Below are 26,606 nucleotides of genomic sequence, written 5' to 3' on the forward strand. Positions count from 1 at the left end.
AGAGAGAATAAGCCGAATATTTCGTGACAAAATATTGACTATTTTTTGAACGCATTTAAATCAACAAATAACTATATTATGATGATTTAACAGGAAAATTATTTACCACGCCAGAATGTGTCACGCATCGTCAATCCAATTCAGCAATAATAAGCACTGACGCCTTGCTACCTGTGCAAGAGGCAATCTCAGCTAGAGTAGTCGCGTAACATCGGCAAATGAAACGTTAACCGGACATACAGACATGCTGATTTAACATCTATTGCTGCTATACTCAATTTTTCATCTTTTCATTGGGTTACCGTCAATGCGCTATCTACTTCCCCTTTTGTTATCGCTTGCGACCGTGAGTTGCAGTACGTCACAGCCAAATCCGAATGATGTTGAGCCTGTTCCGCCCAGCCGCTTAATGCTGTATCAGAATACCCCCACTACGCCCTACGCGACGCTGGTGGTCATTCGTGACAAAGGCTGGCTGGCGGGTACCTGCCGTATCGGCGTGATGATTGATAATGAATTCGCCGGATCGATAGCCTCGGCAGAGAAGGCAGAGTTCAGGTTACCAACCGGGCAACATTCAATAAGTCTGGGGCAGGATGGCTATTATAATAACGCCTGCATTTGGCGCGATACATCAGGCAGCCAGACGCCGTCGCTTAAGGCGGGCGAAACCCGCTTTTTACGCATCAGCGGCGACACCGCAAAGGGGTTCATCCTGCAACCCACAGCAGGATGGGTGCAGTAAGGTCAGCGACGGCCCTGCTTGTTCGGGACAGGGCAACATCAGACATCTGCTCAGGATGGGTCGGCATCCTGAGCGGTATTTCTACAGCTACTTCAATAGCCGCGCCTTACAGCTTTTTCCTTTGATTTTTCCCTGCTGCAATTGTTGCAGCGCCCGTTTGGCGCTGGCTTTGCGAATGGCAACATAGGCGTGCATCGGGAACATATCAATTTTCCCCACGTCCGCCGCTGTTAATCCCGCCTCTCCCGTTAACGCGCCAAGAATATCACCCGGACGGATTTTGGCTTTACGGCCACCATCAATGCACAGCGTCATCATTTCCGGTTCCAGCGTGGTCACTTCGCTGCGACTGACTTCTGTCGTCGGCGTCCAGCGGACAGGCATCCCCAGATAATCTTCGATCAGATGCGCACGGCTCATCTCTTGGGGCGTGCACAGACTGACGGCAAGTCCTTCCATGCCCGCACGGCCAGTTCTGCCAATCCGGTGTACATGCACTTCAGGATCGAATGCCAGTTCAAAATTCACTACCAGCGCCAGATCTTTGATGTCCAGACCACGGGCGGCGACATCGGTGGCCACCAGCACCCGGCAACTACGATTGGCAAAGCGCACCAGCACCTGATCGCGATCGCGCTGCTCCAGATCGCCATGCAGCGCCAGTACGCTCATGCCACGCACGTCCAACGCATCGAATACACTCTGACAGTCACGTTTGGTGTTACAGAACACCACGCAGGAGGCAGGCTGGTAGTGACTCAGGATGGCAATCAGCAGTGGCAGGCGCTGTTCTCTGCTGGTTTCATAAAAATGTTGTGTAATAGCGGGTTCATCCCCCTCGTCAGCGACGTCGAAATTTACTGGCTGACGTTGCACGCGGGCGCTGATTTGCTCGATTTCTGTCGGATAAGTGGCCGAAAATAACAGTGTCTGACGATCGGACGGCGTATAGCCAATCACATCATCAATCACCTCGGTAAACCCCATATCCAGCATCCGATCGGCTTCGTCCAGCACCAGCACTTTCAGGGCTTCCAGAGATAAAGAATGCTTACGCAGGTGATCCTGAATACGTCCCGGCGTACCCACCACGATATGCGGGGCGTGAACCAACGAATCGAGCTGATGCCCCATCGGTTGACCACCGCACAAGGTAAGGATTTTGATATTCTGCGCAAAACGCGCCAGACGGCGCAATTCTTTACTCACCTGATCGGCCAGTTCACGCGTCGGGCACAGTACCAGCGCCTGGGTAGTAAACTCCCCGACCACGATATGATGGAGCAAACCAATACCAAAGGCCGCCGTTTTACCGCTTCCGGTTTTCGCCCTGGCGCGAACATCGGCGCCGCTCAGGATAGCAGGCAGCGTCGCGGCCTGTACCGGCGTCATGGCGGTATAGCCAAGTTCATCAAGGTTGGATAACTGCCCGACCGGCAGCGCAAGGGAAGAAAAAGAGGTTGTGCTCACAGTGATTACTCTTATTACCAAAGGCAACATAACGAAAGGGCTACGCCAGTCCAGAGAACGGCGCGTAATTTGCCTCAATAATAACAGAGATGACCGCCCTTGCCCGATTTACCTGACAGGCGATAGTGAAAACGCCGCTACCCGTAAAAGCTCTGGATGGAAACTAAACAGCGGAATGACGCCGAACAAACAAGGCGCTAAGAGCCTATCCCTTCAGCCGATTTCCGCGCCGCCATACCTTACGCTCACTTTTCCTTCATAATGCCTGACGGCACTGAACGCTTTTTAATGCTATTTCTGTAAATATAGTGCTCATGGCCTCTTGAATTATGCCCCTCACTCAGCGTAGATTTAGCGCCGATCCCGTCATAACTAGTGTGAACTCTGGTGATGACAGTAGGAAAATGCCTCCCTGCCGTGAAATGGCAAGCGATGTACATTTTCCTTTCCATAATAAAACGCACAATCGGGATCGTTGCTGGCGTGGTTTCTGCTGGAGAATATATCGGTGAAGTATTTTTTTATGGGTATCTCATTCTGTCTGGTTGTCTGGGCGAGTACCTTTATGCTGATGGTGGAATAACCCGTTATTTGCCCAACAGACACCAATCCGAAGGGCAGAAGACTAACAAAGAAACAATAAAGCAGGCTGATGGGGTCAAACCGTCAGCCTTTTTTATACTGTTGCTATAGCCTATTTCCTATAAGACTGACCACGCCGCCCAGCGCCAGCCACGGGCCAAAGGCCAGCGGGTGTGCATGGCTTTCACGGCTGAACGCCCGCCATACCAGAGTAAACGCCAGCCCGCTCAGTGCGGCAATCAGCACCAGATTGGGCAGAGCGCGCCATCCCAGCCAACCGCCCAGCGCCGCCAGCAGCTTAAAGTCGCCGTAGCCCAGTGCGTCTTTGCCGCGCACCAGCTTAAACCCCCAGAACAGCAGCCAGAGAGAGAGATAGCCCGCAACCGCCCCCACCACCGCTTCATCCAGCGGGACAAACGTATCGGACAGATTAAACAGCAGCCCCAGCCACAGCAGCGGCAGCGTCAGGCTGTCCGGCAGCAGTTGAGTTTTAATATCAATGGCCGCCAGCACCAGCAGGAAAGACAATAAAATCAGCGCGCCCAGCAGCGCTTCCCCCACGGGCCACCACAGACCGGCGGTAAAGAATATCAATGCGGTCAGCAGTTCTATCAGCGGATATTGTGCACCAACCGGCTGCTGACAACAGCGCGCCCGTCCGCGCAGCCATAGCCAGCTGAACAACGGGATGTTGTCTTTCACCGCAATCGGCTGCTGGCAGTGGGGGCAGTGCGAAGATGGCCACCACAGGTTGAAACAGGAGCCGTCAGACACCGGCTGCGCCAAATGCATCCGGGCCTCCCGCTGCCAACGACACGCCAGCATCACCGGCAAGCGATAAATAACCACGTTAAGGAAACTGCCTGCCATCAGCCCGCACAGCGTCAACGCGCCGAGCCACCACGCAGGAAACCCCTGTGCAAAGATCATTAACTGTTCCACGTCTAGCCCTAACCTTCGCTAAAATCCGCATCAACCGATGCTGACACACTCGGCAAGCAGCGCCAAGACTCGCGTTTACCGTAATTACGCCATTGCGAACCGCCGCGCAATAACACCAGCAACAATCTGAACAAATAGCATTAGCCTGCGCGCCGCAACACACATCTAGGCGTTGTCAGCGCGTTGCAGCAGCAATTTGGAAATATCCACGCTACCGGGGGCCTGCGCCACAGCAGAGACATCCAGCGCCAGCACACGCACCCCGTATTGCTGTTCCAGCTCCGCCAGCCAGTGAATCAGCATGTTAAAATCGCTGCGCCCCAGCGTCACCGCGATCTGATTCCCCTGCGGCTGCAACCGGATAACCGCCAAACCGCGCTGACCGGCGCTTTGCGACACCACCAGCGGCAGGCTAAGATCGCGCCCGCTGACGGCAGATGGCGGCATCTGCGCCACCAGCGGCGCCTGTTTCAGCATCCAGTCGACCGTCTGCCGCTCACGCAGTACAGTGCGCTGCCACTGATTCTCTCGCTGTATCCAGGGTTGCCAGAACAGGGAGTAGGCCAGATAAAACAAAAGCAGCGCTGCCGAGATCATTATCAGATTACGTTCGCGCAGAGTAATCGACCGCCAACAGCGACATAACGCGTTCATGGCTGGCTCCTTAGCGTCAACCATCCTTCAACATATTGATTTTCCTGTCTCATATCTCCCGCCTGCACCTGATAATAGGCCGCAGCCTGGCGCTGAAATTGCTCCAGAGACGGATAGGAGGTGGCCTGTAGCGATAGCCGTAACGCCGCCTCCGCCCTATCGTAAGACAGCGACCGGATCTGGATGTCGCCATTTTTCGTTATCAGTTGTTGCAGCGGGTTAAGTTGACGCATCAGCCCCGGCCCGTCCTTCACTGCCGACGCCTGTAACAGATGCCGCTGCATTTGCGACCGGGGGTTAACCACCTGCGTTTCAGTCGGGAAAATCTGCTGATAGACGCGCACACTTTGCTGACGCCACCACGCCGCCTGTTGATACAACTGGTAGTGCGACCACCCGGCCTGCCCCATCAGCAACAGCACATAGCACAACGCGGCAACGGAGACGCCGCGCCAGGCCAGCAGGGTAACGCGCCACGGCGTTGCCGGAGCAAACTCCCCTTGCCGCAAATCTGCCGGTGCGCGAAGCAAAGGCATTTTCGCCGCCAGCCTGAACAAATCGGTTTCCGGCTGCGGTTGCCACTCGCCGGCAGGCGTAGGGATGCTGTAGCAGTAGCCACCCGGCGTGGGGGCGACCGCGCTCAATAGGTCAGCGCACCAGGATGATTCCGCAGCCATCGTCAGGCCGTTCTCCTGCCGGAACAACCACACTCCCTGATGATTCAGCGCACTCCAGCCATCCTGATGACGCGGTAACACCCATGCGTCCGGCAGCAATGTATCCGCGACAATCTCCAGCCCGCGGCACTGCATCTGCCAGTGCTGCATTCTGCTTTTTTCCACCACGGCGACCGTTGCCTCATTACCCTGTTTCTCAAGCACGGCAAAATGCAGTTGTTCTACTTCAGCGGCGAGTTGATCCTCGAGCATAAAAGGCAGCGCCTGCGCCAGTTGCCGGTTCGCCAGCCGGGGCAGCGACACCTTATGCAACGTGACCTCGGTGGCGGGCACCAACACCCGAACAGCGCCCACAGAAGAGAAAGCCGCCAGCGCGTTGCGCACTTGTGCGATATCGCCGCGTCCCTGCGCCAGCGCCGATTCACCGGTAAGCGACCACGCCAGCCATTCAATATCCCCTTGTTCTTCTACAGGAAGACGAATGATCAGCGTATCAGCGTGTTGCGCCTGGGTTTCCAAACTAACGGACTCTTCGGCGCACAAGGCAGTACCCCCCCATTTTCCAGCCTGTTTTTTAAACAGCCGATGGGTTAACACCCGCGCTTTCCAACGGCGACGCATCCCGTCGCCTTTATCCGCCATATTCATGGATTCACCGTCCTAAAACCCCCATATTGCCGCTGCACGACCCGCGCCTCGTGATCGCTGAGATGAAACAGGCTACGTTGATAAAAATCACTGTCGCCTACGCGCACATGCAACTGCGCAAAAAACCATTCACTTTTTACCACCATTACCCGTAGCGCCGTATTCTTGCCGCTGTCGGGAAACAGGCCGCTTTGTTGCAGCAGCGACAGGCTATCCCAGCCGGTAGTCGGTCTTTTCTGTAATAATGCCTTCGCCTGCGGCATCGTTATCTCGTTGAGAAAAAGCGCCGCCAGCAGCGGGGCCTGTGATTCGCTGAGGGTATTGACGTTGATGGTCATCATTTCTTCGGGTAGTGCGCAGACATAGGGCAACAGGCGGCGATAAAGACCGCTGTCCATGCCATAAACCGCCCGCAATTCGCTGACCTCGCTCATTGCCTTGTTGGCCGGACGATAAGGTATGGGCAGCGAGGCATAGATTTCATCTTCTGCGCCGTGCGCAGATGGGGCGCTGTCGCTATCGATCCAGTCACGTACAGCGGCGGTGATCTGCGTGGCACGCGTCGACTCTTCCCCCAGATTTTGTAACAACTGGAGGAAAACACGAGCCGGATAAGGCGCTTTAACATCGGTACTGCCATTGCTAATATCGCGGTTTATCGTATTCAGATTGAAACAGGCCAGTCCATCCTGTATCTCGACATGAATCTCGCCGTCTTCCAGCGGAAACGGGCGATTCTGCCTAGCCCAGTTTTGCGCCGGATGGGTATGGTCTGGCGCCGCCAGCGCATCCGCCAGCAACATGTTGCCCACCACGGCTTCCGCCCCCAGCGCGTACCACTTTGCCTGCTGGCGGCTAAGTTGGACGCCGGTGCGCAACAGAGCTTTACCGCTGCGCTCGGTAATCACCGCCGCCACGGTCACCATCAGCGCCAGAATCAGCAGCACTACCAGCAGCGCAACGCCGCGCTGACGTGACTTCATGAATCCGTCCCGGTGGTGAAGAAAAACAGGCGCGACATTTCACCGTAATCCTGTAACGTCAGCACCACTTCTATGCCCTGCGGCAGTTGAGTGCTGTTGTCCCAACTGTCTTGCCAGGTTTTATTGGCGTAGAAACGCAGGCGAAAACCATTTACCTGTGTCAACAAAGGTTTAACGTCCGGTTCCGCCCCGTCGATAGGATCAGAATGCTGCAAGGAGAGGCGCTCCAGAATATTATTGCGCAACCGGTAGGCAACAGGCTGTAGCTCCGAGCGCGGCAACATACCAAACGGATTAAGCCAACCGTTGCGCATAAAGCTGATCCCCCAGTCATCGCTTTTCACCCGATCACGGGCTGCATAAAATAGCGATGTGCTACTCCGGCTACTGCGGGCGATGGCCTGCGAGAAATCATTATCCATCTGCGAAAATGCCCGTTGCAACTCAGCCAGACGCTGGGCTTTGCGCTGCGATACCTCATCGTTTCGCACCACGCCGTTCAGCACCTGAAAAGCGCTGAGGCTGAGGGCGGCAAAAATGGCTAATGCCAGTAGCATTTCCAGCAGCGTGAACCCCTGCTGCCGCACCCGATTCGCACCCTGTTTAGCCCGGTTCATTGTTTCACCACGTAGCTACGCAACATTCCGGCTGGCGCAGGCTCATTCTTATGCCGCCGGACTTCAACATCCAGCACCCGAATCTGCGTATCACCGGTTTTCACGCCCTGCCAACGCCAATACCAGCGTTCACCGGCAAACAGCGCTGTGCCGTTAACCCAACTGGTTTGCGGCCAGCGTTGCTCCAGCCGCAGTTGAACCTGCTGGTTTTCTGCGATCCAGCCTGCGAACGTCTTCTCCTCCAGCCGACTTAAGCTGCTGGCCTGCTGCGCCGTGGTTTGCAGTACCGCCAGCCCGGCCAGCGCAAACACCGTCAGCGCCACCAGCACCTCCAACAACGTCATTCCCTGCTGTCTCATTATTTTTCCCCCTGAGCAACGGATGTTCGCACCACGCCGCCAGCATCAATTTCCACCCAGTTCGACGCGGCGGGACTCCCGCTGGTAAACACCAGCCGAAACGGTGTGACCTCCCCGCCGGGGAGTATCAGAATATCCGGCTCATTGCTGTCTCTGGTCAGGGTTTGCGTGGTTTTCTTTCCACCGACCAACCGCAGTTCAAGACGTATAGCGTCCGGCAATTCGACCGATGCCCTCACCCGGTGAGGCTGCCACGGACGCCAGCCATACCCCTGCCAGCGATCGCTGCTGCTAACCGGCTCAGATTGCCGTTGCAGTTGGAGAAATTGCCAGCGATCGGGCTGGATGCGCACACCCAGCAAAGATTCATTCATCTGGCTGGTTTCCACCGCAAAATCCAGTTGGGCCTGAAAGCGCGCCATCTGCCAGGCGCTGTCGTCCTGACGGTCAGTCGGAAACACCATCGTCACCAGACTGGCGGCCACTCCGGCCAGCGCCACCACCAGCATTATTTCAAGCAGGGTAAATCCCTGCTGGCGCCACCGGCTCGATTGCGTCATTGCCCGGCGCCGTTTATTGCGGTTCATCGCTTGCCGACATCATCACGTTACATACCGCCGATGTTCCAGTTACCAATGTCATCGTCCGTATCAGGTAGACCATCCGGCCCGTAAGAGAAGATGTCCAACGTGCCGTGCTGACCGGGATTGAGTAACTGATAGTCAGCACCCCACGGGTCCTGCGGCAAACGGCGGATATAGCCCTCTGAGGGATAGTGGCGCGGTTCCGGCTGCACGCCGGGCTTTTTCACCAACGCATTCATCCCTTGTTCCGTTGTCGGGTAGCGGTTATTGTCCAGTTTGTACATGTCCAGAGCGCTTTCCAGCGCCACGATATCGCTAATGGCTTTTTGCCGATCCGCTTTCTCTTTGTTGCCCATCAGGTTAGGCACCACCAGGCTCGCCAGTACGCCAAGAATGACGATAACCACCATAATTTCCAACAGAGTAAAACCACGCTGACGTTGTTGCATCCTTACTTTTCCTCGCTCAATTGTTGGGGTTTTCTATACGCTCATTAAGGTATTCAGTTGCAGAATAGGTTGTAATATCGCCAGCACGATAAACAGCACCACCACGGCCATGCTCACCACCAGCAGAGGCTCAAACAGCCCGAGCGCCAGCGCCATCTGCCCGCTGAATTCACGCTCCTGATTGTCGGCGGCCCGCTCCAACATGCCGCCCAGTTCACCGCTGCGTTCACCGCTGGCGATCATATGGCGCATCATGGCGGGAAACAGCGCCGTCTGTTCCAGCGCTTTGTGCAGGCTGACGCCTTCGCGCACCGCGTCCGCCGCCTGCGCCAGACGCAGACGGGCATAGTCGTTGGTCATCACATCGCCGCTGATACGCATCGCCTGCAACAACGGAACCGCGCTGGCATTCAGGATACTCAGCGTGCGGGCATAGCGGGCAGTGTTCAGCCCACGGGCTATGCGCCCCACCAGCGGCAGGTAAAGCAGCCGCCGATGAAAATCAATGCGCCATGTTTCCTGACGCAGCAGTACCCGCAGGGCGATAATGCCAGCGACCAGCGCCAGCAGCACCCACGGCCCGCCGCTGCGCACCGCGTCGCTAAGTCCCATCAGCAAACGGGTGGAGAACGGCAGCGCCTGTTTCATATGAATAAATTGCTCGACGACCTTCGGCACCACGGCTGACAGCAAAATACTGACCACCGCCACGGCGACCACCGTCAGGACGCAGGGATAAATCATCGCCTGCTGGATACGGCTGCGCAGTTGCTGGCGCTGCTCGGTGTAATCCGCCAGCCGATTCAGTACAGTATCCAGATGACCGGATGTTTCGCCTGCGGCCACCATCGCGCAGTACAACCGTTCAAAACTGCCGGGGAAACACTTCATGGCGTCTGCCAGCGAATGGCCTTCCATCACTTTGCCGCGTACCGCCGACATCAGATGGTTCAGGTGCGGCTTTTCACTTTGTTTCGCCACCGCATCCAGCGCCTCTTCCAGCGGCAGCGACGCCGCCACCAGCGTCGCCAGTTGCCGGGTCAGTAACGCCAGATCAGCGGTGCTGATACGGTGCCTGCGCCGTAGGGAGATACCCTGTCCCGCAGCGTTTGCCGCTTCGCCCCGGCGTTCGCTGACCGCCAGCGGCACCAGACCGCGTTCGCGCAGCAGTTGGCGAGCCTGCCTGGCCGAATCTGCTTCCTGACTGCCCCGACATTTCTTGCCCTGAGCATCCAGTGCCTGATAGTGATACAGCGCCATGTCATTCCTCTTTGGTTACGCGGATCACTTCTTCCCAAGTGGTCAGCCCGGCCAGCACTTTGTCCAGCCCGTCCTGCCGGATGGTCATCCTGTCGGCGCCCAGCATCTGCGCAATCGCCGCCTCGCCTTCGCCACGATGAATGGCGGCTCTTACCCGGTCATCGATTAGCAGCAACTCGTGAATACCGATACGGCCCCGGTAGCCAGTGAAGCTGCAATGCGCACAGCCGACGGGATGAGGCAGCAAGGTGGTAACCGCTACGCCCATTTGCTGCGCCTGTGCGGCATCGACCTGCTGCGGTCGGCTGCACTCAGGGCAAAGCGTGCGTACCAGACGCTGCGCCAGCACCGCCAACAGCGACGTGGACAGCAGAAAAGGTTCCACACCCATATCCTGCAAGCGGGAAAGCGCGCCCAGCGCACTGTTGGTATGCAGCGTAGAGAGAACCAGATGGCCGGTCAGCGACGCCTGAACCGCAATCTGTGCGGTTTCGCCGTCACGGATTTCACCCACCAGCACCACATCCGGGTCCTGGCGCAGAATGGCGCGCAACCCACGGGCAAACGTCATGTCCACTTTGGCGTTGACCTGCGTTTGCCCGATGCCTTCCAGTTCATATTCGATGGGATCTTCCACCGTCATGATATTGCGCTCCGAGGCGTTAAGACGGCGGAGCGCCGCATAAAGAGTGGTGCTTTTTCCCGATCCGGTCGGCCCGGTCACCAGAATAATGCCGTGCGGACGGTGAATCAGCGTATCCAGTTGCTGACGGTGAGCTGGCGACATGCCCAGCGCTTCCAGATCGAGCTGCACGCTGTTTTTATCCAACAGACGGAGCACGACGCGTTCACCGTAACTGGAGGGCAGCGTGGAAACACGCACGTCGATGGCGCGCCCGCCGATCCTTAATGCCATGCGCCCATCCTGCGGGATGCGCTTCTCCGCGATATCCAGCCGCGCCATCACCTTGATGCGCGATACCAACAGCGACGCCAGCTTGCGCTGCGGACGCAGGATCTCCCGCAGCACCCCGTCGACGCGAAAACGGATCTGCAAGTAGCGCTCATAGGTTTCGATATGAATGTCGGACGCCTTGTCTTTGATGGCTTCCGTCAGCATGGCGTTAATCAGGCGAATGATCGGCGCGTCGTCATCGGTATCCAGCAGATCATCGCTGTCCGGCAACTCTTCCACCAGCGTGTAGAAATCCATTTCATTACCGATATCTTCCATCAGCCGCCGGGCTTCCTCGGAGTCGCGCTGATAGCACACCACCAGCCGTCGCTCAAATTCTTCAGCGCTGACCCGGACGACCCTGAGTGGAAAGCCAGCCACCCGTCGGGCCTCCAGCAACGCGTGGGCAGGCGTTTCCGCTACGCAGACCGCTTCCCGGCTGTCGCATTCACTGCCCGGCAACAACAGCACTTTCTGCGATCGCGCATAGGCGAAAGGCAATATCGGGCGCACATCCGTCATATCGGCTGAAGCGTCGCTCATTTATCCCCCGCAGCGTAAAACGCCTGGATCGCCGCATTCACCTGCCGGAAAGTATAAGCATTGTCGCTCGAAGGCAAACGCAGCAGCTCGTTGGTCAACATCCCTTCGCCGTGGCCGACATCACGCTGCTGTTCCTGCTCCTGGCTGAACGCCCGAAATTTATCCGAAGAGGCATTCTGGTACTGGCCGCGATCGCGAATAATCGACGGGCGGATAAACAGCATCAGATTGCGTTTTGACACCTGCCGACTGTTCGAGCGGAACAGATGTCCCAGTAGCGGGATATCGCCCAACAGCGGCACTTTGCTTGCCGACTCGCGGGTGCTCTTGTCCAGCAAGCCGCCGACGACGACGGTTTCACCGCTGCTGACCAGCACGGCGTTATTCACCGTCCGGGTGTTAAAGGTCGCCCCCAAATCCGAACTGCTGCTGGAAGCCGCATCCGCTACGCTGGAGACTTCCTGCTCGATTTCCAGCAGTACCGAGTCGCCTTCGTTAATCTGTGGTTTGACCTTCAGTTTGATACCCACAGTCTTACGCTCAACGGTATTGAACACGTTATCGCCCGAGGTGGTCTGCGAGCCAGACAGAACCGGCACTTCCTGGCCGACGTTGAACGTCGCTTCCATATTGTCCAGCGTGACGATACTGGGCGTTGCCAGAATATCGTTTTTACTGTTGCTGGACAGCGCCGTCAGCAGCAACGACCAGTTACCCTGATAAAACCCGGCGGCAATGCCGTTAAAGCTGTTCAAAGCGCTGGTCATCGAGCTGTTGACGGCACCATCCTGCTTATACTGGTCGACGCCCGCCACCATAGTGGAAATCGGCAACCCGGTGTTGGTGAACTGTGTCATTCCGGCGTGTTTGTTGCTCCACTGAATGCCCAGATTCAGGCCATCGGCATCCTGCACTTCAGCAATCACCGCCTCTACCAGCACCTGCGGACGGCGGATATCCAACCGGGCGATCACCTGTTCCAGATCACGCATCACATCCGGCGCAGCATTGACAATCAGCGCGTTGGTTTGCGCATGTGCCTTGATGGACATCTCTTTACGTAGCGCCGGTAACGCATTCTGCTGTTCGGTCTTGATGCTGTCGCCAACGCCGGTAAGCACCTCCACCAGATCGGCGGCTTTGGCATACTTGAGGTAAATAACTTTGGTGTTTCCCTGTACCGCCTGCTGTCGGTCGAGCTGTCTGATCATATCGATCGCTTGCTGCCGCGAATTCGGCTCACCACGGACTAATACCGAGTTGGTGCGTTCATCCGCAACCACATTTGCCGTCATCATGCCCGGCAAGGCGGATTTTTCATCCGTTTTATTCAACTCCGTCACGATCTTCACCACTTCCCGCGCAGAGGCAAAAGAAAGGGGCACAATTGTTACATTGCGATCACCGGCCTGATCGACACGCTCTACGATGGCCATCAACCGCTTTATCACTGCGGCACGCCCGGTCATCAACAGCACATTAGAGGGTTCATAGTGCACGACGCTCCCGGCTCCGGCGTTATCATTCAGTTGGCGCAGCAGCGGCGCCAGATCGCGGGCGGCCACGTTATTGACCGGCACAACCCGCGTAACCACCTCATCCCCAATACCTGGTTGATCGTCGCTGGCCAGCGGCATGGAGGTATTTTTCGCCTCCTTCGAGCGGATGATTTTTAATACGTTGTTGTCCATCGGCACCACGGTAAAACCATAGACATCCAGCACGCTGAGAAAGAACTGGTAATATTGTTCCTCGTTCATCATGTCATAGCTGCGCACGGTAATATTGCCCTTTACTGATGGATCGATAATCACGGTTTTATTCAGATTCTTGCTAACGGTATTAATAAACTCCTGAATATCCGTCCCTTTAAAACTGGCAGAGAATTCAGCACTCCATCCCAATGAAGATGCCATCAGTAATATGCTGCATCCCAGCCGTCGCCAGCCTTTCCGTCGTCCTTTGCTAAACACGAAACTCTCCCCATCCATTTCCGGATAAATATCCTGCCGCTGACCGTCACGTTCCACGATCAAATTAATTTTTTCAGTCGTCTCTTTCCCTGCTACGGGCTAAAAGCGCTGGCGCGCCCCTCCTGATATAAATGCAGCGCTTCATAGCGCCCCTGGTATTGCAATACGACACGATCGGCAAAAATAGTCACAATCCTGGCCTCATACCCTGGCACCGCGTCACCTATGCCGCGGCTGTATTGCTGATTATCTTTGGCGATAATGGCAATGGATCGCCCGGCATCATGACTCGCCAAAATACCGGTAAGAGTGATGTTCAAGGTGGAACGCGGGATATCCCCGGTCAAAACGCCGGTGGGCGCTGCCGAAGTTTTGGCGTCAGGCGGGCGACCGAACAACGTAAAGTCACCGGGTGCGGCAGGTTTTTCTGTGGCCTGGGCAGGCGTAACGGAAATGTTAACCAAACGAGACGATTCAGGCTGCAACACACGCCAGGTAATTGCCGCCAGTTGCTGACCATTCAGCAGCAGAATGCCGCCCAGAAGCACACGCCGGATAAGGGGTAAGGGTAAAGACTGGAGTTTTATAGCCAGTGTGTTTAACGAAAGGGATTTACGCGACCATGATTGCGATTGTGGCATCGTTTATTATCCATAATATCCCCGTCGTCGCAGGGAGGCATCACGTCCAGAAGAATACCCATTTCAGCAGCAATCATCCTGTTGATCGAAATACTGTTTTACTCGCTGCCCCCCATTGTGACGTCAGAAATTTTCACATCACGGGATTGAACAGGTTTAGCCGCAGGCTGGGTATCCGCTTTATATTTGGTGACGAACGCAAACGGTTGATTGACAATACCACGCATTGCATTATTGCGGAAGACCATGTCAGGCCGCTCTCCGGCACAGTGTTGCGACTTTTCATACTCACCCCGACAGTAGTCAGATGCATTATGTAATCTTCAGCAAAGTTATTGAACGCCATTATATTCCCGCTATGACCAAACTCACTACCATGCGCATTCCTCTCATCATCGGGGCAGGCACTTTGTCCGATTTCAGCGCCATCATGCCGTGACAGAGCGAATAATGTTAATTCATTGTTATTTAAATTGATTGTTTTTTGAACATCGATCCGGTTCACAAATCCAACGTAAACCCATTGTCTCTTCCACGTGCTTAAAATAGATTGCTAACTCGAGTTAGCAAAAGAGGCAGAGCGATGAAAAATGCGTATTTTATTGGTGTGGATGTGGGTTCAGCCAGCGTCAGGTCAGGTATTTTTGACCGAAACGGCCAACGTCTTGCCTTTGCGGTACGCCCGATAAACCAGTTCCATCCGCGAGTGAATGTGGTGGAACAATCGTCCGTCGAAATCTGGCAAGCTGTCTGTGACACGATTAAAGAAGCCGTGACGCTATCCGGCGTTGCGTCAGAGCAAATTCGGTCAATCGGGTTTGACGCGACCTGCTCACTGGTGGTGGTGGGACTAAATGGCCGCCCCATCTCAGTTTCTGAACAAGGCGAAACTGAACACGACATCATCATGTGGATGGATCATCGGGCAGATGCCGAAACCGCCGCGATCAATGTGACGGGCGATGACGCGCTGCGCTATGTCGGCGGCGAGGTCAGTATCGAGATGGAACTGCCGAAAATCATGTGGCTTAAGCGGCGCTTCCCGGAACGCTATCAACAGGCATGGCGCTTATTCGATCTGGCGGATTATCTGGTGTGGAAAGCAACAGGAGCGGATGTGGCCAGCGTGTGTACGCTGACCTGCAAATGGAACTATCTGGCGCACCAGAACCGCTTCAGCGCACCGCTGCTCAACGCTATTGATTTGGCTGACCTGCCTGCCAAAATTCCTGCCCGCATTATCAATCTTGGTGAAAAAGCCGGTTATCTTCAGCAACACGTTGCCGACCAGTGCGGGCTAACATCACAAGTCGTGATTGCCAGCGGCATCATTGACGCTCACGCCGGCGGGTTAGCGCTGATCGGCCAGCAACCACAGGGTAGCCTGGCGGTGATTAGCGGAACGTCCAACTGTCATATGCTGGTGAGCCGTGACCCCGTCATGGTGCCGGGCGTATGGGGCCCCTACTGGAGTGCCATGTTGCCGCAATGGTGGCTGAACGAAGGCGGGCAAAGCGCGGCGGGCGCGCTGGTTGACTGGACGTTGCGTCAGCATAGCTGCTGGCTGACCTTGCAACAGGAATCAGATAAACAACAGTGCAGTCCTTATACGTTGCTCAATCAATGGGTTGATTCGCTTGAGCAACGGGAATCGCACCCCACGCGGCATTTACATGTGTTGGCCGATCATCATGGCAACCGTTCGCCGCGGGCTAACCCCCACGCCCGCGGTGCGGTTTTCGGCCTGACACTGGAACAAGGCCCCGATTCGCTCGCCCGGCTTTATCTCGCCACATTGCAGGCGATTGCCTATGGCACCCGCCACATTATCGATAGCCTCAATGAAGCAGGCCATGACATTCACCGACTGGTGCTATGCGGAGGGGCAACCAAAAATCCTTTATGGCTACGTGAGTACGCCAACATTACCGGCTGTGACATTCATCAGGTAAGCGAAGACGATGCCGTAACTTTAGGCGCCGCGTTACTCGGCGCCGTCGCCTGCGGCGAATATGACTCGTTGCCGGAGGCCGCCGCCGCGCTGACGCATCCAGGAAAGATCGTGAAAGCAGACAAAACACAGCAGAATTTCCATGATGCGAAATACCGCGTCTATCTCCAGATGTATCACGACAACCTGTTTGCAGAACAACAGATGCGATCGCCGTTTTGATATCTCTGGCGGGATTATAAGAACGAAATAACGGCAGCCGACCTGCCATATAAATGATGAGCATTTATTTTAAACCAGGAGAAAAACATGCTGAAACTCACGCTTCCGCCGTCTCCGGCAACGATCACCACCGACCAGAACGAAGTTCTGCTGGTCACTAACGCAGATTTACGCGAATCGGCAAATGTCACCTGCTGGCCCACGCAACAGCAATTTGAAACCCGCTTACAGACCGCGCTGGAACAACTCGGATACCGGATGAAGCGGGCCCATGCCATTGATAAACAACGCGGGCACGGTTTTATCAGCAGTCAGAAAGAAGGCAGTGATTTATTTGCGGCGATTGACCCGCAAGCGCCGATTATTGTTCTGCTTACCGCCTGGCAGTATTCCCACCATATTGCGCCATCACTGGTGCATCATCGGGGGCCAATCCTGTTGCTGGCTAATTTCGATGGCACCTGGCCAGGTTTGGTCGGCATGTTGTGCATGGCAGGCAGTCTGACCAGCCTGGGTCGTCCATTTTCCCGTTTGTGGTCTGAGAACTTTGAAGACGAGCCTTTTTTACAGGGATTGAATACCTGGCTGCGCGATGGCGCCGTAAACCATAAAACCCACTACCTGCGCAATATCCCGCCGACACATGAAGTGATGTCCAGCCAGGCAGGGGAAATCGGCAGGCAGGTCGGCCAGTATATTTTGCGGCACAAAGCGATTATCGGACTGTTCGATACGTTTTGTATGGGGATGATTAACGGCGTCTTCCCACAACAGGCAATGATCAATATCGGTATCCCGGTTGAATCGCTTTCGCAATCGGCCCTGCTGATTGAGATGGCGAAAGTTCCCCTTTTCTTACAGGAAGAGTGCCTGCAATGGTATCAACAGCGAGGAATGCAATTCCAGTTTGGTGATGATGGTCGTCAGCATTTAACCCGGGAACAGGTGCTGGAACAATGCGCCATGATGATCGCTATGGCGCGTTTTGTGAAGCGTTTTGGTTTAAGCGCGGTCGGCGTGCAATACCAGCAAGGGCTGAAAGATTGCTGCGCCGCCTCTGATTTCGCCGAAGGCGCTATTGGAAATGCGGAGCGTTTCCCCATTCCCGATGAAAATGGAGAAATTATCTGGCCCGATCGCGCCATTCCTTGCATTAACGAAGTCGATATGGGCAGCGCCATCCCGCAGGTAATGCTGTGGCGGTTATTACAGGCGCTGGATATGTCTGCGGAAACCACGCTGCATGATATTCGCTGGGGCAGTGAATATCAGGGAACCTTCTATTGGGATTTGGAAATTTCCGGCGCAGTGCCTTTTGCCCACCTGAAAAACGGCATAGCCGGCGCGACCGGATATCGTCAACCGGCGATGTTTTTTCCTTATGGCGGCGCAACCATTGCCGGTCAGGGCAAAGCAGGACGCTTTATCTGGGCGCGGGCGCATTACGAAGGTACGCAAGTGATTATGCATATCGGCACCGGAACCGGCGTCGAACTGCCGGAAGCGGAATTTGAACGCCGCCGCCGCGCAACAAATTATGAATGGCCGCTACTGAACGCCGTGCTGGATGGCGTAACCCGTGACGATTTGATGGCCGGGCATCAGAGTAATCACCTGACCGTCGCATACGTCAAAGAGGCCGCGTTGCCCGACGTGCTCAAAGCCTTCGTCGCTCAGGCGCTAACGCAAAACATCCAGGTTCATCTGGCGGGTGATGCTTATACCTCGCTTATAGGAACGAAATAATGTCCAGTCCGCATAAAGAACAACATAAATACGTGGGTGTCTGGCCGGTGATGCTGACGCCTTTTAACGCGCAACGCGAAATCGACTATGACTCACTCGAACGTCTGGTGGAATGGTATCTGGCGGCTGGCGTGCATGGGCTATTCGCCGCCTGTCAGTCCAGTGAAATGTTTTTCCTCAGCGATAAAGAAACCCAGGAGCTGGTTCGCTTTATCGTCCGGCAGGTGGGCGGAAGAGTGCCGATAGTCGCGTCAGGGCATACCGCATGTGACATGAGCCAACAGGTCGAACAGCTCAACGCCATTGCTGAAACCGGCGTGGATGGCTTGATTCTGATCAGCAACCGTCTTGCTCTGACCGGAGAATCGGATCAACAGGCGCTGCTATCACTACAGCAACTTACCGCACAGTTGCCGACACAGGTTGATTTGGGCATTTACGAATGCCCCTATCCGTATAAACGCCTGTTGTCTGATGAAATGGTTGCCTGGTGTGCCGCAAGCCAGCGCTACACCTTTATAAAAGACACCTGCTGCGATTTGCCTGTCATTCAACGACGGCTGCAACTCGCACAAGGCAGCCGCCTGCATTTGGCCAACGCTAATAGCCAGACGCTATTAGCGTCATTCCAGGCCGGGTGTCAGGCCTACAGCGGCGTCATGGCAAACTTCCATCCGCAACTGTATGTGTGGCTATACGAAAACTGGCGCAGTCAGCCACAAAAAGCACAGGCATTGTCCGATTACCTGTCGACCGCAGCGTTAGTTGAACATTTGGATTATCCGGCCTGCGCTAAATTTTTTCAGCAACAGCACGGTAATTTCACCACGCATGTTTGTCGGGTACGCAATAGCGCCGCCTACAGCACTGGGTTTTTCCCTGAAACCATCAACAGCATGATGCGTCTTGGGGAATCGCTCCAGCAAAATTTAACGCGGTCATAGTGGGTTAAACGGATGAGACTAACAAGTGAACTTCGGGAAAATCTGATGCCGTCCGAGCATGGCTATTTCGGTAACTGCCATGCATCCACACTGATTGCGTTGCCGGACAGCCAACTACTGGCCGCCTGGTTTGCCGGGCAGAAGGAAGGAAGCGGTGATACGGCCATCTGGCTGGCACGACGTCAACAGGGCGTGTGGTCAGCGCCTCGGCGTGTCGTCGCGCAGGACAATCTGGCGCACTGGAACCCGGTGCTACATCGGCAGAATGGCCGTATCTGGTTGTTCTATAAGGTAGGGCCTGATGTACACCAGTGGACGACGCGGGTGGTGATTTCGGACGATGACGGCGTCAGTTGGTCATCGCCACAGCCACTGGTTGATGGCGATTGGCGGCCTCGCGGCCCGGTGAAAAACAAATTGCTGGTGATGTCTAATAGCCAATGGCTGGCGCCGTCCTCCGTTGAAGACGATCGTTACTGGGACGCTTTCGTTGATATCACCGACGACGGGAAGCAGTGGCAGTCCGTCGCCATTCCCCTGATACACCAGACGCCCGCAGACTTCCCTCAAGACCAGCTATGGCAAGGTTTACGGCAGGATGCGCTATGGGAAAACGATTTGTCCCGCGTGTTCCAGTGGGATGGCGTGATTCAGCCTACCGCGTGGGAATCCTCCCCCGGACAGATTCATCTTTTAATGCGCAGTACGCGTGGCCGTATCTACCGTAGTGACTCAATGGATTTCGGTCAACACTGGACAGCAGCTTATCCTATTGAATTACCGAATAATAACAGCGGCATTGATGTTGTGCATTTAGGCGAAGGAACGCTGGTGCTGGTCTACAATCCGATACCGGGCAACTGGAACCGGCGCTACCCCTTGTCAGTAGCCTATTCAACGGATAATGGCCTCACCTGGGAAAAGCACAGCGATCTGGAAAGTGAAACCGGCGAGTTTTCCTATCCTGCGATTATTGCTGAACGGGAAAATATTCATATCACCTATACCTGGAACCGTAAAAACATTATTTATCAGCGAATGTCTTTTTTGCCGTAATAACGTACTTGATCCAACCCTACACATATATATAAGGATAAGACGATGAAAAAATATTTACTTTTATTATTAGCATCAACATTTCCCCTCTGCGCCAGCCAGGCTCTGGCGGAGCAAACCATCTCCTATGCCAAAAAGAATATTGAAGTCGTTATACCTAAGAATCCCGGCGGCGGTACGGATACCTCTGTGCGGACATTAATTGAATATGCCAAAGATCGGTTACCGAAAGGGGTTATTTTTGTTCCGGTCAATAAACCTGCCGGAAATGGCATTACCGGATTAATAGAGGTCGCCAGAGCCAAACCAGATGGTTATAAACTGGTCATGACCACGGTGGAATTAGCCATGTTCCCCTATCAAAATAAATCGCCGGTCACCTATAAAGACTTTACGCCGCTGGTCACGACCATTGCCGATCCGGTTGCTATCGTAGTCAAGGCCGATTCAGGCTACAACACGCTGGAAGCGTTTATTGACGCGGCAAAACAGCAGCCAGGAAAATTCAAGGTCGGCAATTCCGGCATGGGCGCCATTTACCATCTGGCCGCGGTGAATGTTGAGAAAAACACGGGCGCCAAATTTAACCACATCCCTTACAACGAAGGCACCGGCCCTTCTATCGCAGCCCTGGTCGGCGGGCATATTGACGCCGTCTTCACGACTCCCGGCTCGGTAAAATCGCAGGTTGACGCCGGTATTCTAAGCGTGCTGGCCGTGATGGATGAAAAACGCTTTGAATTATTCCCGGATGTTCCCACCGTTAAAGAAGCTCTCAATCTGGACTTCAACGTGAAAATGCGCGCCTGGGCCGTGTTGGCGACCACCGCAAAAGTGCCCCCTGAGGTGACTGACCAGTTAGTCAAGGCATTTACTGACGTGATTAACGATCCGGCTTATCAGGATGCGGTCAAAAAACAAGGGATTATGCCGGTCAGCATCGTCGGTCAGAATGCTTATAAGATGATGCAGGAAGATGATGAGATGTATAAACAACTCATTGCCGACACATTGAAAAAATAATAGGGCACACGCTCCTGCTGACGCTGGTCAGCAGGAGGGAGAATATCTATGCGCAAATTTAATATCCTCATCGGTTTACTGTCCGCCGGTATGGGCGGATTGATTTTATTCCTGTCGAAAGATATGTCGATGTTTGACGAATATGGCGTACCGGGGGAAAGATTCTGGCCCTACGGCCTGGCATGGTTATTTATTGGATTAGGCATTCTGCAAGGGGTTGTGGTCATCAAAGACCGTCTGGCAACCGATAAACCCGTGGACTTATCTTCCAAATTCGTCCGGTTGACCTATGTTCTGAGCGCGATCGCCGTCGTATACGGCATTGTACTTTACTGGGCCGGATTTCTTCTGTCCGCAATGATCTTTATTCCGGTCACCATGCTGTTTATGAATGAACGTCGGATAGGGTATATCGCGCTATCAACCTTGTTAATTGTGGCTGCGGTTTATCTCTCTTTCACTTATTTGTTCAATTCGCCTTTACCGACATCAGTTTTCAGCGAATCCTGAAAAGGGGATAATAATGAACGACGTTCTTATGGCATTCTCTATTGTGTTCAGTTTTGACACAATAATTGTGATTTTTTTAGGCGCGCTGGCCGGTATTCTTATCGGCATTATTCCCGGCCTGACGGTCAATATGGGTATCGCGCTGCTGCTTCCCCTCACTTACTCCTTCCAGGGCGTCAGCGGCATTTTATTATTGCTGGGCGTTTATTGTGGCGCAATCTACGGCGGTTCAATTACTGCGATACTCATCAGCACGCCGGGCACGCCAGCCTCTGCGGCTACCGTGCTGGATGGTTACCCAATGGCAAAACGCGGCGAAGCCGGCAGAGCGCTCGGGTTATCAACTATGGGCTCACTTTTTGGCGGCGTTTTCAGCACTGTTGCGTTGATCCTGGTCGCCCCCATGCTTGCAACTGTCGCCACCGGGTTTTCCGCGCCGGAGTATTTTGCGCTGGCGATTTTCGGTATCAGTATCATCACCAGTGTGTCGTCACAATCGATGATCAAGGGACTGATCGGTGGCGGTATTGGCCTGGCCATTGCGACCATCGGGCTTGACCCCATGACCAGCGGAATGCGTTTTACCTTTGACTCGGTGTATCTGATGGGCGGCATTTCGTTTATTCCAATTTTGGTTGGGCTGTTTGCGTTTTCCCAGGGATTACTCAGCTTTGAAGAAGATTATCGTGAGCGGTTCTCCAACAGTGTTCAGCGCAGCGTCGCCAAGATCTCGCGCATCCTGCCCAGTTGGGAAGATTTCCGCCGCTGCCTGCCAACCTGGGTGCGTTCATCCGCCATTGGTACGGCTATAGGGACAATCCCCGGCGTTGGCGGCGATATTTCATCGTGGATTGCCTATAACGAAGCCAAGCGCTGGTCAAAAAACCCCGAAGAGTTTGGTCATGGTTCCCCTGAAGGCGTGTCCGCGCCGGAAGCGGGCGCCAACGCCGTATCCGGCGGGTGCATGGTGCCACTGATGACGCTAGGGATCCCCGGTGATGGCGCGACGGCTATCATCATGGGGGCTTTTCTGGTGCAGGGCCTGGCGCTGGGGCCACAACTGTTTACGGAACACCCTGTCGAAGTGAACACGATTTTCATCGGCCTGATGCTGGCTAACCTGTTTATGGGGCTGCTGGGTTTTATGGGCATGAAGCTATTCGTCAAGGTGATGGACATTCCGCGCACCATCCTGGTTCCCACCATTTTGCTGTTGTGCACCGTCGGCGCGTATACAGTCAATCACAGCATGGTCGATGTGTTTGTCATGATGGGGGCCGGTATTGTGGCTTATATCCTGATTAAACTGGATTTCTCGATGTCTCCGATCGTCATCGGCATTATTCTCGGGCCGTTGGCGGAAACCAATTTGCGGCGCTCGCTGATGATGTCGCAGGGAGATCCATCAATATTCTTCACCCGGCCAGTCTGCGCCGCCTTCATTATCATTGCGTTATTGACGCTGTTTTTGCCGATTATCTCTCCGGCAATAAAGAAATGGCGGCAGAAAAGAGGCGATGTGTGTGAAAAAACACGTTAACAGTACGTGTCAGACTGTTGACAAAGCTCATTATTAGGGAGAGCGTGCTGAGGGGTCGTAGCGGCGTAAGCCGCCGGAGCGCCCCTCGGTACGGTAGGCCCGTGCATCTCAGGCTTACAGGCGACTTTGTCAGCAAACTCACACGTTAACAGTAAGTGTATATCAGGCCGTTAATGATGGGGTAATTGCTCAAATAATATACTCTCACGCCGCTGTAACTTGTATGATACGTGGTAAAGTGGCTCACAATATTAATCTGGCGTACATCTATGTCGAAAACGGTAGAACAAATTGCCAATGCACTGAATCTATCCATTACAACAGTGCGTTTAGTACTGAACGGCAAAGCGGAACAGTACCGTATTAGTGAAAAAACACAGACACGGATTAACCATTATGTGGCGGAGCATGGTTACCTTGTTAATCATACCGCCCGTAGTCTCAAACTCAATAAAACCGATACGCTGGGGCTGATTGTACCCCGCCTTTCCAACCTGTTTTTTTCCACCCTGGCGGAAAAGCTGGAAATGCGCTGCCGTGAGGCGGGTTATCAATTAATGATCAGCTGTACTTATAGTGACGCTCTCTATGAGAACAAACTGGTCGAATCCTTGTTACAACGTAATATCGACGGTTTATTTGTTGTCCCTTCAACCCGGCAAACACAAAACCACCATCTGAAACTGGCAAACCGACCGCTGGTGCTACTCGATCGTGACTTCGGCGCCTGTGGTGTTCCTATGGTTATGAGTGATAACTTTCAGGGCGCCGTTCAATTGACCGAGGCAATGCTGGCGAACCGTTGTTCCACTTCGCTATTTTTTATGGCTGGCGACACCCGGCAGCCAGCCATTAAAGAACGTTTGCGCGGTTATCAGCAGATGATGAAACAGCAAGGGCTGTTCAGGCAAAGCCAGAGCTGGATCTTAGAAGCCAGTCACAACCGCCGTGAAGATGGCGAACGGATGATGCGTGAATTTCTCACCCGCCACAACGATGCTCCAGACGCATTTATCGCCTCATCTCTGCCGGTGCTTGAAGGGATATTGAGCATATTGCGTGAGCGCTATGGGCATATTCCGGCAGAAATAAATATCGGCACCTTTGATGAACACGCCATGCTGGGTTTTCTATCAAATAATATCTGGTCGATGCGCCAAAATGAGGATGCCTGGGTCGAATGCGCGTTTTCTGCTATGCAGAATGTCCTGCAAGGAACTCCCTGTTCAAGCAAGGCCGTTATTCCCATGAAAATGGTTCACCGCCACCGAGCATCAACCATCAGTACTGAGGCGTGATCACGGTATGACGCTTAACGGTGGCTGCGCATCGTATCAATGAAAGGCATCAGCGTAAGGTTAAACGTCGAGCACTGGGTTTCTTTTGAGGTACTGTCTTTCAATAGCCCCTGGTACAGGCTTTCACTGCGTTGCGACAACATTTGATGGTTTGATGCATCCCACCCTTTTTGCCTGGCAACGGCCAGCACAGCATTATTAATGCTGGCATCATCAGGTAAATCGCTACGGTTGCATTGATATTTCAGGTATTTAGTCGCCGCTACCAGTGATGATAACTGATTCAACTGATCGTTAGCCGACACCGCGGTATCTTTCCCCATCCCGGTTCCCTGCCGGGCAACGTTTCCAGTGTGCTGACACCCGGACAGGATGGTGCAAAGCAGAGCAAAAGCAGAAAATTTAAACAGATATAATGACATAACACGACTTATCCTGATTGATATTACGCACAAAGCTACCCCGGCCAGCAGACCGGGGAAATGGCTCAGGCTTCGGAAGCCTTACCTACGGCAGACTTTGATGGCGGCAATATACCGTCGGCGCGGAACATCGCTTTAATGCCGCGAACGGCCTGCCGGATACGATCCTGATTTTCTATCAGGGCGAAACGTACATGCGTATCGCCATAATCGCCGAACCCGATCCCCGGCGACACACACACTTTCGCATCAGACAGCAGACGCTTGGCAAACTCCAGCGAACCTAAATGGGCATAGGCTGGCGGGATTTTTGCCCAGACATACATTGCGGCTTTTGGCTCGTCCACCATCCAGCCAGCTTCATGTAAACCACGCACCAGCACATTGCGCCGTTGGCGATATTGCTCCGCAATATCCAGCACACATTGCTGATCCCCTTCCAGCGCGGCGATCGCCGCCACCTGAAGCGGTGTAAACGTGCCGTAATCGTGATAACTTTTGATACGCGACAATGCGTTGACCAGTTCTGAATTTCCCACCATAAAACCGATACGCCAGCCCGCCATATTATAGCTTTTCGACAGAGTGAAAAACTCGACGGCAATATCTTTGGCGCCGGGCACCTGCATAATCGACGGCGCTTTCCAACCGTCATAGACAATATCGGCATAGGCCAGATCGTGAACCACCAGCACGCCATACTGTTTTGCCAGCGCGACAACCCGTTCAAAGAAATCCAGCTCGACACACTGCGCGGTCGGATTGGATGGAAAACCCAGGATCATCATTTTTGGTTTAGGGATACTTTCGCGGATCGCCCGTTCCAGTTCATTGAAGAAATCCACCCCGTCCACCAGCGGCACAGAGCGCACCTGAGCCCCGGCAATCACTGCGCCATAAATATGAATCGGATAGCTTGGGTTCGGCACCAGCACGGTATCGCCGTGATCCAGCGTTGCCAGCATCAGATGCGCCAGCCCTTCTTTGGAACCGATGGTCACGATCGCTTCACTTTCGGGATCGATGTCCACCTGATAGCGATCGGCATACCAGCGCGAAATAGCCCTCCGCAGGCGCGGGATCCCTCTGGAGGTTGAATAACCGTGCGTATCCTCACGTTGAGCCACCGTGCACAATTTTTCTACGATATGCGCAGGCGTCGGGCCATCCGGATTACCCATGCTGAAATCGATAATATCCTCGCCGCGGCGGCGGGCAGCCATTTTCAACTCAGCGGTAATATTGAATACGTAAGGGGGGAGACGATCGATGCGCGTAAAACGGCGCGGAGAAGTAGAATCAGCCATAACATCCTCAAAAGTAACGTGAGCGCCCGGACCGTCCGAGCGACGCTTAGGCCCGACTTACAAGCCTGTCATTTAAGCTATCTCAGATTAGATAGTCTGTCGATATGGCATCTCATAAATTTTTCCCGACATGGATGTTCCGGCAAGTCTGTACGGAGCATTAATTATTCTTTTGGAAAACCATAAAAACATTAGAATCACTGATATTGATAATCGAAAAAAATTTTAATTAACAAATTAAAAACAAAAAGTCGCATTGCTTTATTTTGGGGCCCAATAATAAGCCAACTCACCAAATTAGCGCATTACATCTCTTGTCGAAAAAAAATAAAATAACTCATTAAAATCAAACAATTAAATATATTTTCACAATAATTATTTATTTTGTCTTTATAAAAAACTATCACATTTGAAAATAAATACAAAAAAAGGAATTTAATTCTTAATAAAACTTATTACTTAGATTTTTATTTCATAAAAACAACTAAATTGCAGTTCCTATAAC

General features: G+C 53.9%; 27 protein-coding genes. 11 read left to right on the plus strand and 16 right to left on the minus strand.

The features are described 5' to 3' along the window. The first annotated feature begins 409 nt into the window (after window positions 1–409). Window positions 410–745, plus strand: coding sequence for a hypothetical protein (locus tag BIY29_RS17270; protein ID WP_170158966.1), 336 nt, complete (start codon window positions 410–412; stop codon window positions 743–745). 87 nt (window positions 746–832) lie between these two features. On the opposite strand, the gene dbpA is transcribed toward BIY29_RS17270, so the two are convergent. Then, complete coding sequence (gene dbpA / locus BIY29_RS17275; RefSeq protein ID WP_121576299.1) at window positions 833–2,215, minus strand: ATP-dependent RNA helicase DbpA; 1,383 nt, start codon at window positions 2,213–2,215, stop codon at window positions 833–835. 390 nt (window positions 2,216–2,605) lie between these two features. Here dbpA and BIY29_RS21140 point away from each other — a divergent pair, with 390 nt between their 5' ends. Beyond that, window positions 2,606–2,908 carry a hypothetical protein gene (locus tag BIY29_RS21140; protein WP_240630184.1) on the plus strand — a complete coding sequence of 101 codons (303 nt, stop codon included), beginning with the start codon at window positions 2,606–2,608 and terminating at the stop codon, window positions 2,906–2,908. Here the strand turns inward: BIY29_RS21140 and BIY29_RS17285 are convergent. From BIY29_RS17285 to BIY29_RS20315, 13 genes are all read right to left on the minus strand, one after another. Further along, the gene (locus BIY29_RS17285) at window positions 2,903–3,739 is read right to left on the minus strand and encodes a prepilin peptidase (RefSeq protein WP_121576300.1); all 837 of its coding nucleotides are present in this window, start codon (window positions 3,737–3,739) and stop codon (window positions 2,903–2,905) included. The two genes, BIY29_RS21140 and BIY29_RS17285, sit on opposite strands and share 6 nt — an antisense overlap. Before the next feature lie 165 nt (window positions 3,740–3,904). Further along, window positions 3,905–4,393, minus strand: coding sequence for a type II secretion system protein GspM (gspM, locus tag BIY29_RS17290; RefSeq protein ID WP_121576301.1), 489 nt, complete (start codon window positions 4,391–4,393; stop codon window positions 3,905–3,907). Further along, entirely contained in the window at window positions 4,390–5,691 is a 1,302-nt protein-coding gene (gspL, locus tag BIY29_RS17295) for a type II secretion system protein GspL (protein ID WP_121576321.1), read from the minus strand. The genes gspM and gspL overlap by 4 nt, the downstream gene beginning before the upstream one ends. A gap of 23 nt (window positions 5,692–5,714) precedes the next feature. Continuing rightward, window positions 5,715–6,701 carry a type II secretion system minor pseudopilin GspK gene (gspK, locus tag BIY29_RS17300; RefSeq protein WP_121576302.1) on the minus strand — a complete coding sequence of 329 codons (987 nt, stop codon included), beginning with the start codon at window positions 6,699–6,701 and terminating at the stop codon, window positions 5,715–5,717. Then, complete coding sequence (gene gspJ, locus BIY29_RS17305; protein WP_121576303.1) at window positions 6,698–7,318, minus strand: type II secretion system minor pseudopilin GspJ; 621 nt, start codon at window positions 7,316–7,318, stop codon at window positions 6,698–6,700. Before gspJ ends, gspK begins: the two co-directional genes overlap by 4 nt. Next, window positions 7,315–7,677, minus strand: coding sequence for a type II secretion system minor pseudopilin GspI (gspI, locus tag BIY29_RS17310; protein WP_205680367.1), 363 nt, complete (start codon window positions 7,675–7,677; stop codon window positions 7,315–7,317). Before gspI ends, gspJ begins: the two co-directional genes overlap by 4 nt. Continuing rightward, window positions 7,677–8,237 carry a type II secretion system minor pseudopilin GspH gene (gene gspH, locus BIY29_RS17315; RefSeq protein ID WP_121576305.1) on the minus strand — a complete coding sequence of 187 codons (561 nt, stop codon included), beginning with the start codon at window positions 8,235–8,237 and terminating at the stop codon, window positions 7,677–7,679. The genes gspI and gspH overlap by 1 nt, the downstream gene beginning before the upstream one ends. A gap of 47 nt (window positions 8,238–8,284) precedes the next feature. Next, entirely contained in the window at window positions 8,285–8,710 is a 426-nt protein-coding gene (gspG, locus tag BIY29_RS17320; RefSeq protein WP_121576306.1) for a type II secretion system major pseudopilin GspG, read from the minus strand. Window positions 8,711–8,743: 33 nt separating this feature from the next. Then, window positions 8,744–9,970: a type II secretion system inner membrane protein GspF gene (gspF, locus tag BIY29_RS17325; RefSeq protein WP_121576307.1), complete on the minus strand. Its 1,227-nt coding sequence runs from the start codon at window positions 9,968–9,970 to the stop codon at window positions 8,744–8,746. A 1-nt stretch (window position 9,971) separates the two neighbouring features. Beyond that, on the minus strand, window positions 9,972–11,468 hold the full coding sequence (gene gspE / locus BIY29_RS17330; RefSeq protein ID WP_121576308.1) for a type II secretion system ATPase GspE: 1,497 nt from the start codon (window positions 11,466–11,468) through the stop codon (window positions 9,972–9,974). After that, window positions 11,465–13,384 (minus strand): type II secretion system secretin GspD, encoded by a 1,920-nt coding sequence (gene gspD / locus BIY29_RS17335; RefSeq protein WP_121576322.1) that lies wholly within the window; start codon window positions 13,382–13,384, stop codon window positions 11,465–11,467. The genes gspE and gspD overlap by 4 nt, the downstream gene beginning before the upstream one ends. A 149-nt stretch (window positions 13,385–13,533) precedes the next feature. After that, window positions 13,534–14,082 (minus strand): type II secretion system protein GspC, encoded by a 549-nt coding sequence (gene gspC, locus BIY29_RS17340; RefSeq protein WP_121576309.1) that lies wholly within the window; start codon window positions 14,080–14,082, stop codon window positions 13,534–13,536. Between the two features lie 98 nt (window positions 14,083–14,180). Continuing rightward, window positions 14,181–14,330, minus strand: coding sequence for a hypothetical protein (locus BIY29_RS20315; RefSeq protein WP_170158967.1), 150 nt, complete (start codon window positions 14,328–14,330; stop codon window positions 14,181–14,183). A 59-nt stretch (window positions 14,331–14,389) separates the two neighbouring features. On the opposite strand from BIY29_RS20315, the gene BIY29_RS20890 reads away from it, so the two are divergent. The 9 genes from BIY29_RS20890 (at window position 14,390) to BIY29_RS17380 (ending at window position 24,372) form a co-directional block, all read left to right on the plus strand. Beyond that, window positions 14,390–14,521: a hypothetical protein gene (locus BIY29_RS20890; protein WP_276310298.1), complete on the plus strand. Its 132-nt coding sequence runs from the start codon at window positions 14,390–14,392 to the stop codon at window positions 14,519–14,521. 144 nt (window positions 14,522–14,665) lie between these two features. After that, window positions 14,666–16,255, plus strand: coding sequence for an FGGY-family carbohydrate kinase (locus BIY29_RS17345; protein ID WP_121576310.1), 1,590 nt, complete (start codon window positions 14,666–14,668; stop codon window positions 16,253–16,255). A gap of 87 nt (window positions 16,256–16,342) precedes the next feature. Continuing rightward, window positions 16,343–18,001 carry a signal transduction protein gene (locus BIY29_RS17350; protein ID WP_121576311.1) on the plus strand — a complete coding sequence of 553 codons (1,659 nt, stop codon included), beginning with the start codon at window positions 16,343–16,345 and terminating at the stop codon, window positions 17,999–18,001. After that, entirely contained in the window at window positions 18,001–18,945 is a 945-nt protein-coding gene (locus BIY29_RS17355; RefSeq protein WP_121576312.1) for a dihydrodipicolinate synthase family protein, read from the plus strand. Before BIY29_RS17350 ends, BIY29_RS17355 begins: the two co-directional genes overlap by 1 nt. A 12-nt stretch (window positions 18,946–18,957) precedes the next feature. Beyond that, window positions 18,958–20,001, plus strand: coding sequence for a sialidase family protein (locus BIY29_RS17360; RefSeq protein ID WP_121576313.1), 1,044 nt, complete (start codon window positions 18,958–18,960; stop codon window positions 19,999–20,001). Between the two features lie 45 nt (window positions 20,002–20,046). Next, a complete protein-coding gene (locus BIY29_RS17365; RefSeq protein ID WP_121576314.1) occupies window positions 20,047–21,024 on the plus strand; it encodes a tripartite tricarboxylate transporter substrate binding protein in 978 nt (325 codons plus the stop codon). Between the two features lie 48 nt (window positions 21,025–21,072). After that, window positions 21,073–21,534 carry a tripartite tricarboxylate transporter TctB family protein gene (locus BIY29_RS17370; RefSeq protein WP_121576315.1) on the plus strand — a complete coding sequence of 154 codons (462 nt, stop codon included), beginning with the start codon at window positions 21,073–21,075 and terminating at the stop codon, window positions 21,532–21,534. Between the two features lie 13 nt (window positions 21,535–21,547). Next, window positions 21,548–23,074, plus strand: a complete 1,527-nt coding sequence (locus tag BIY29_RS17375) for a tripartite tricarboxylate transporter permease (protein WP_121576316.1) — start codon at window positions 21,548–21,550, stop codon at window positions 23,072–23,074. A gap of 269 nt (window positions 23,075–23,343) precedes the next feature. After that, window positions 23,344–24,372 carry a LacI family DNA-binding transcriptional regulator gene (locus BIY29_RS17380; RefSeq protein WP_121576317.1) on the plus strand — a complete coding sequence of 343 codons (1,029 nt, stop codon included), beginning with the start codon at window positions 23,344–23,346 and terminating at the stop codon, window positions 24,370–24,372. 14 nt (window positions 24,373–24,386) lie between these two features. Here the strand turns inward: BIY29_RS17380 and gspS are convergent, their stop codons facing one another. Both gspS and alaC read right to left on the minus strand, forming a co-directional pair. Beyond that, entirely contained in the window at window positions 24,387–24,794 is a 408-nt protein-coding gene (gene gspS / locus BIY29_RS17385; protein ID WP_121576318.1) for a type II secretion system pilot lipoprotein GspS, read from the minus strand. Window positions 24,795–24,859: 65 nt separating this feature from the next. Beyond that, the gene (gene alaC / locus BIY29_RS17390; protein WP_121576319.1) at window positions 24,860–26,101 is read right to left on the minus strand and encodes an alanine transaminase; all 1,242 of its coding nucleotides are present in this window, start codon (window positions 26,099–26,101) and stop codon (window positions 24,860–24,862) included. Window positions 26,102–26,606: the final 505 nt, after the last annotated feature.

It is taken from the genome of Brenneria alni, from assembly GCF_003666245.1.
GTDB lineage: Bacteria > Pseudomonadota > Gammaproteobacteria > Enterobacterales > Enterobacteriaceae > Brenneria > Brenneria alni.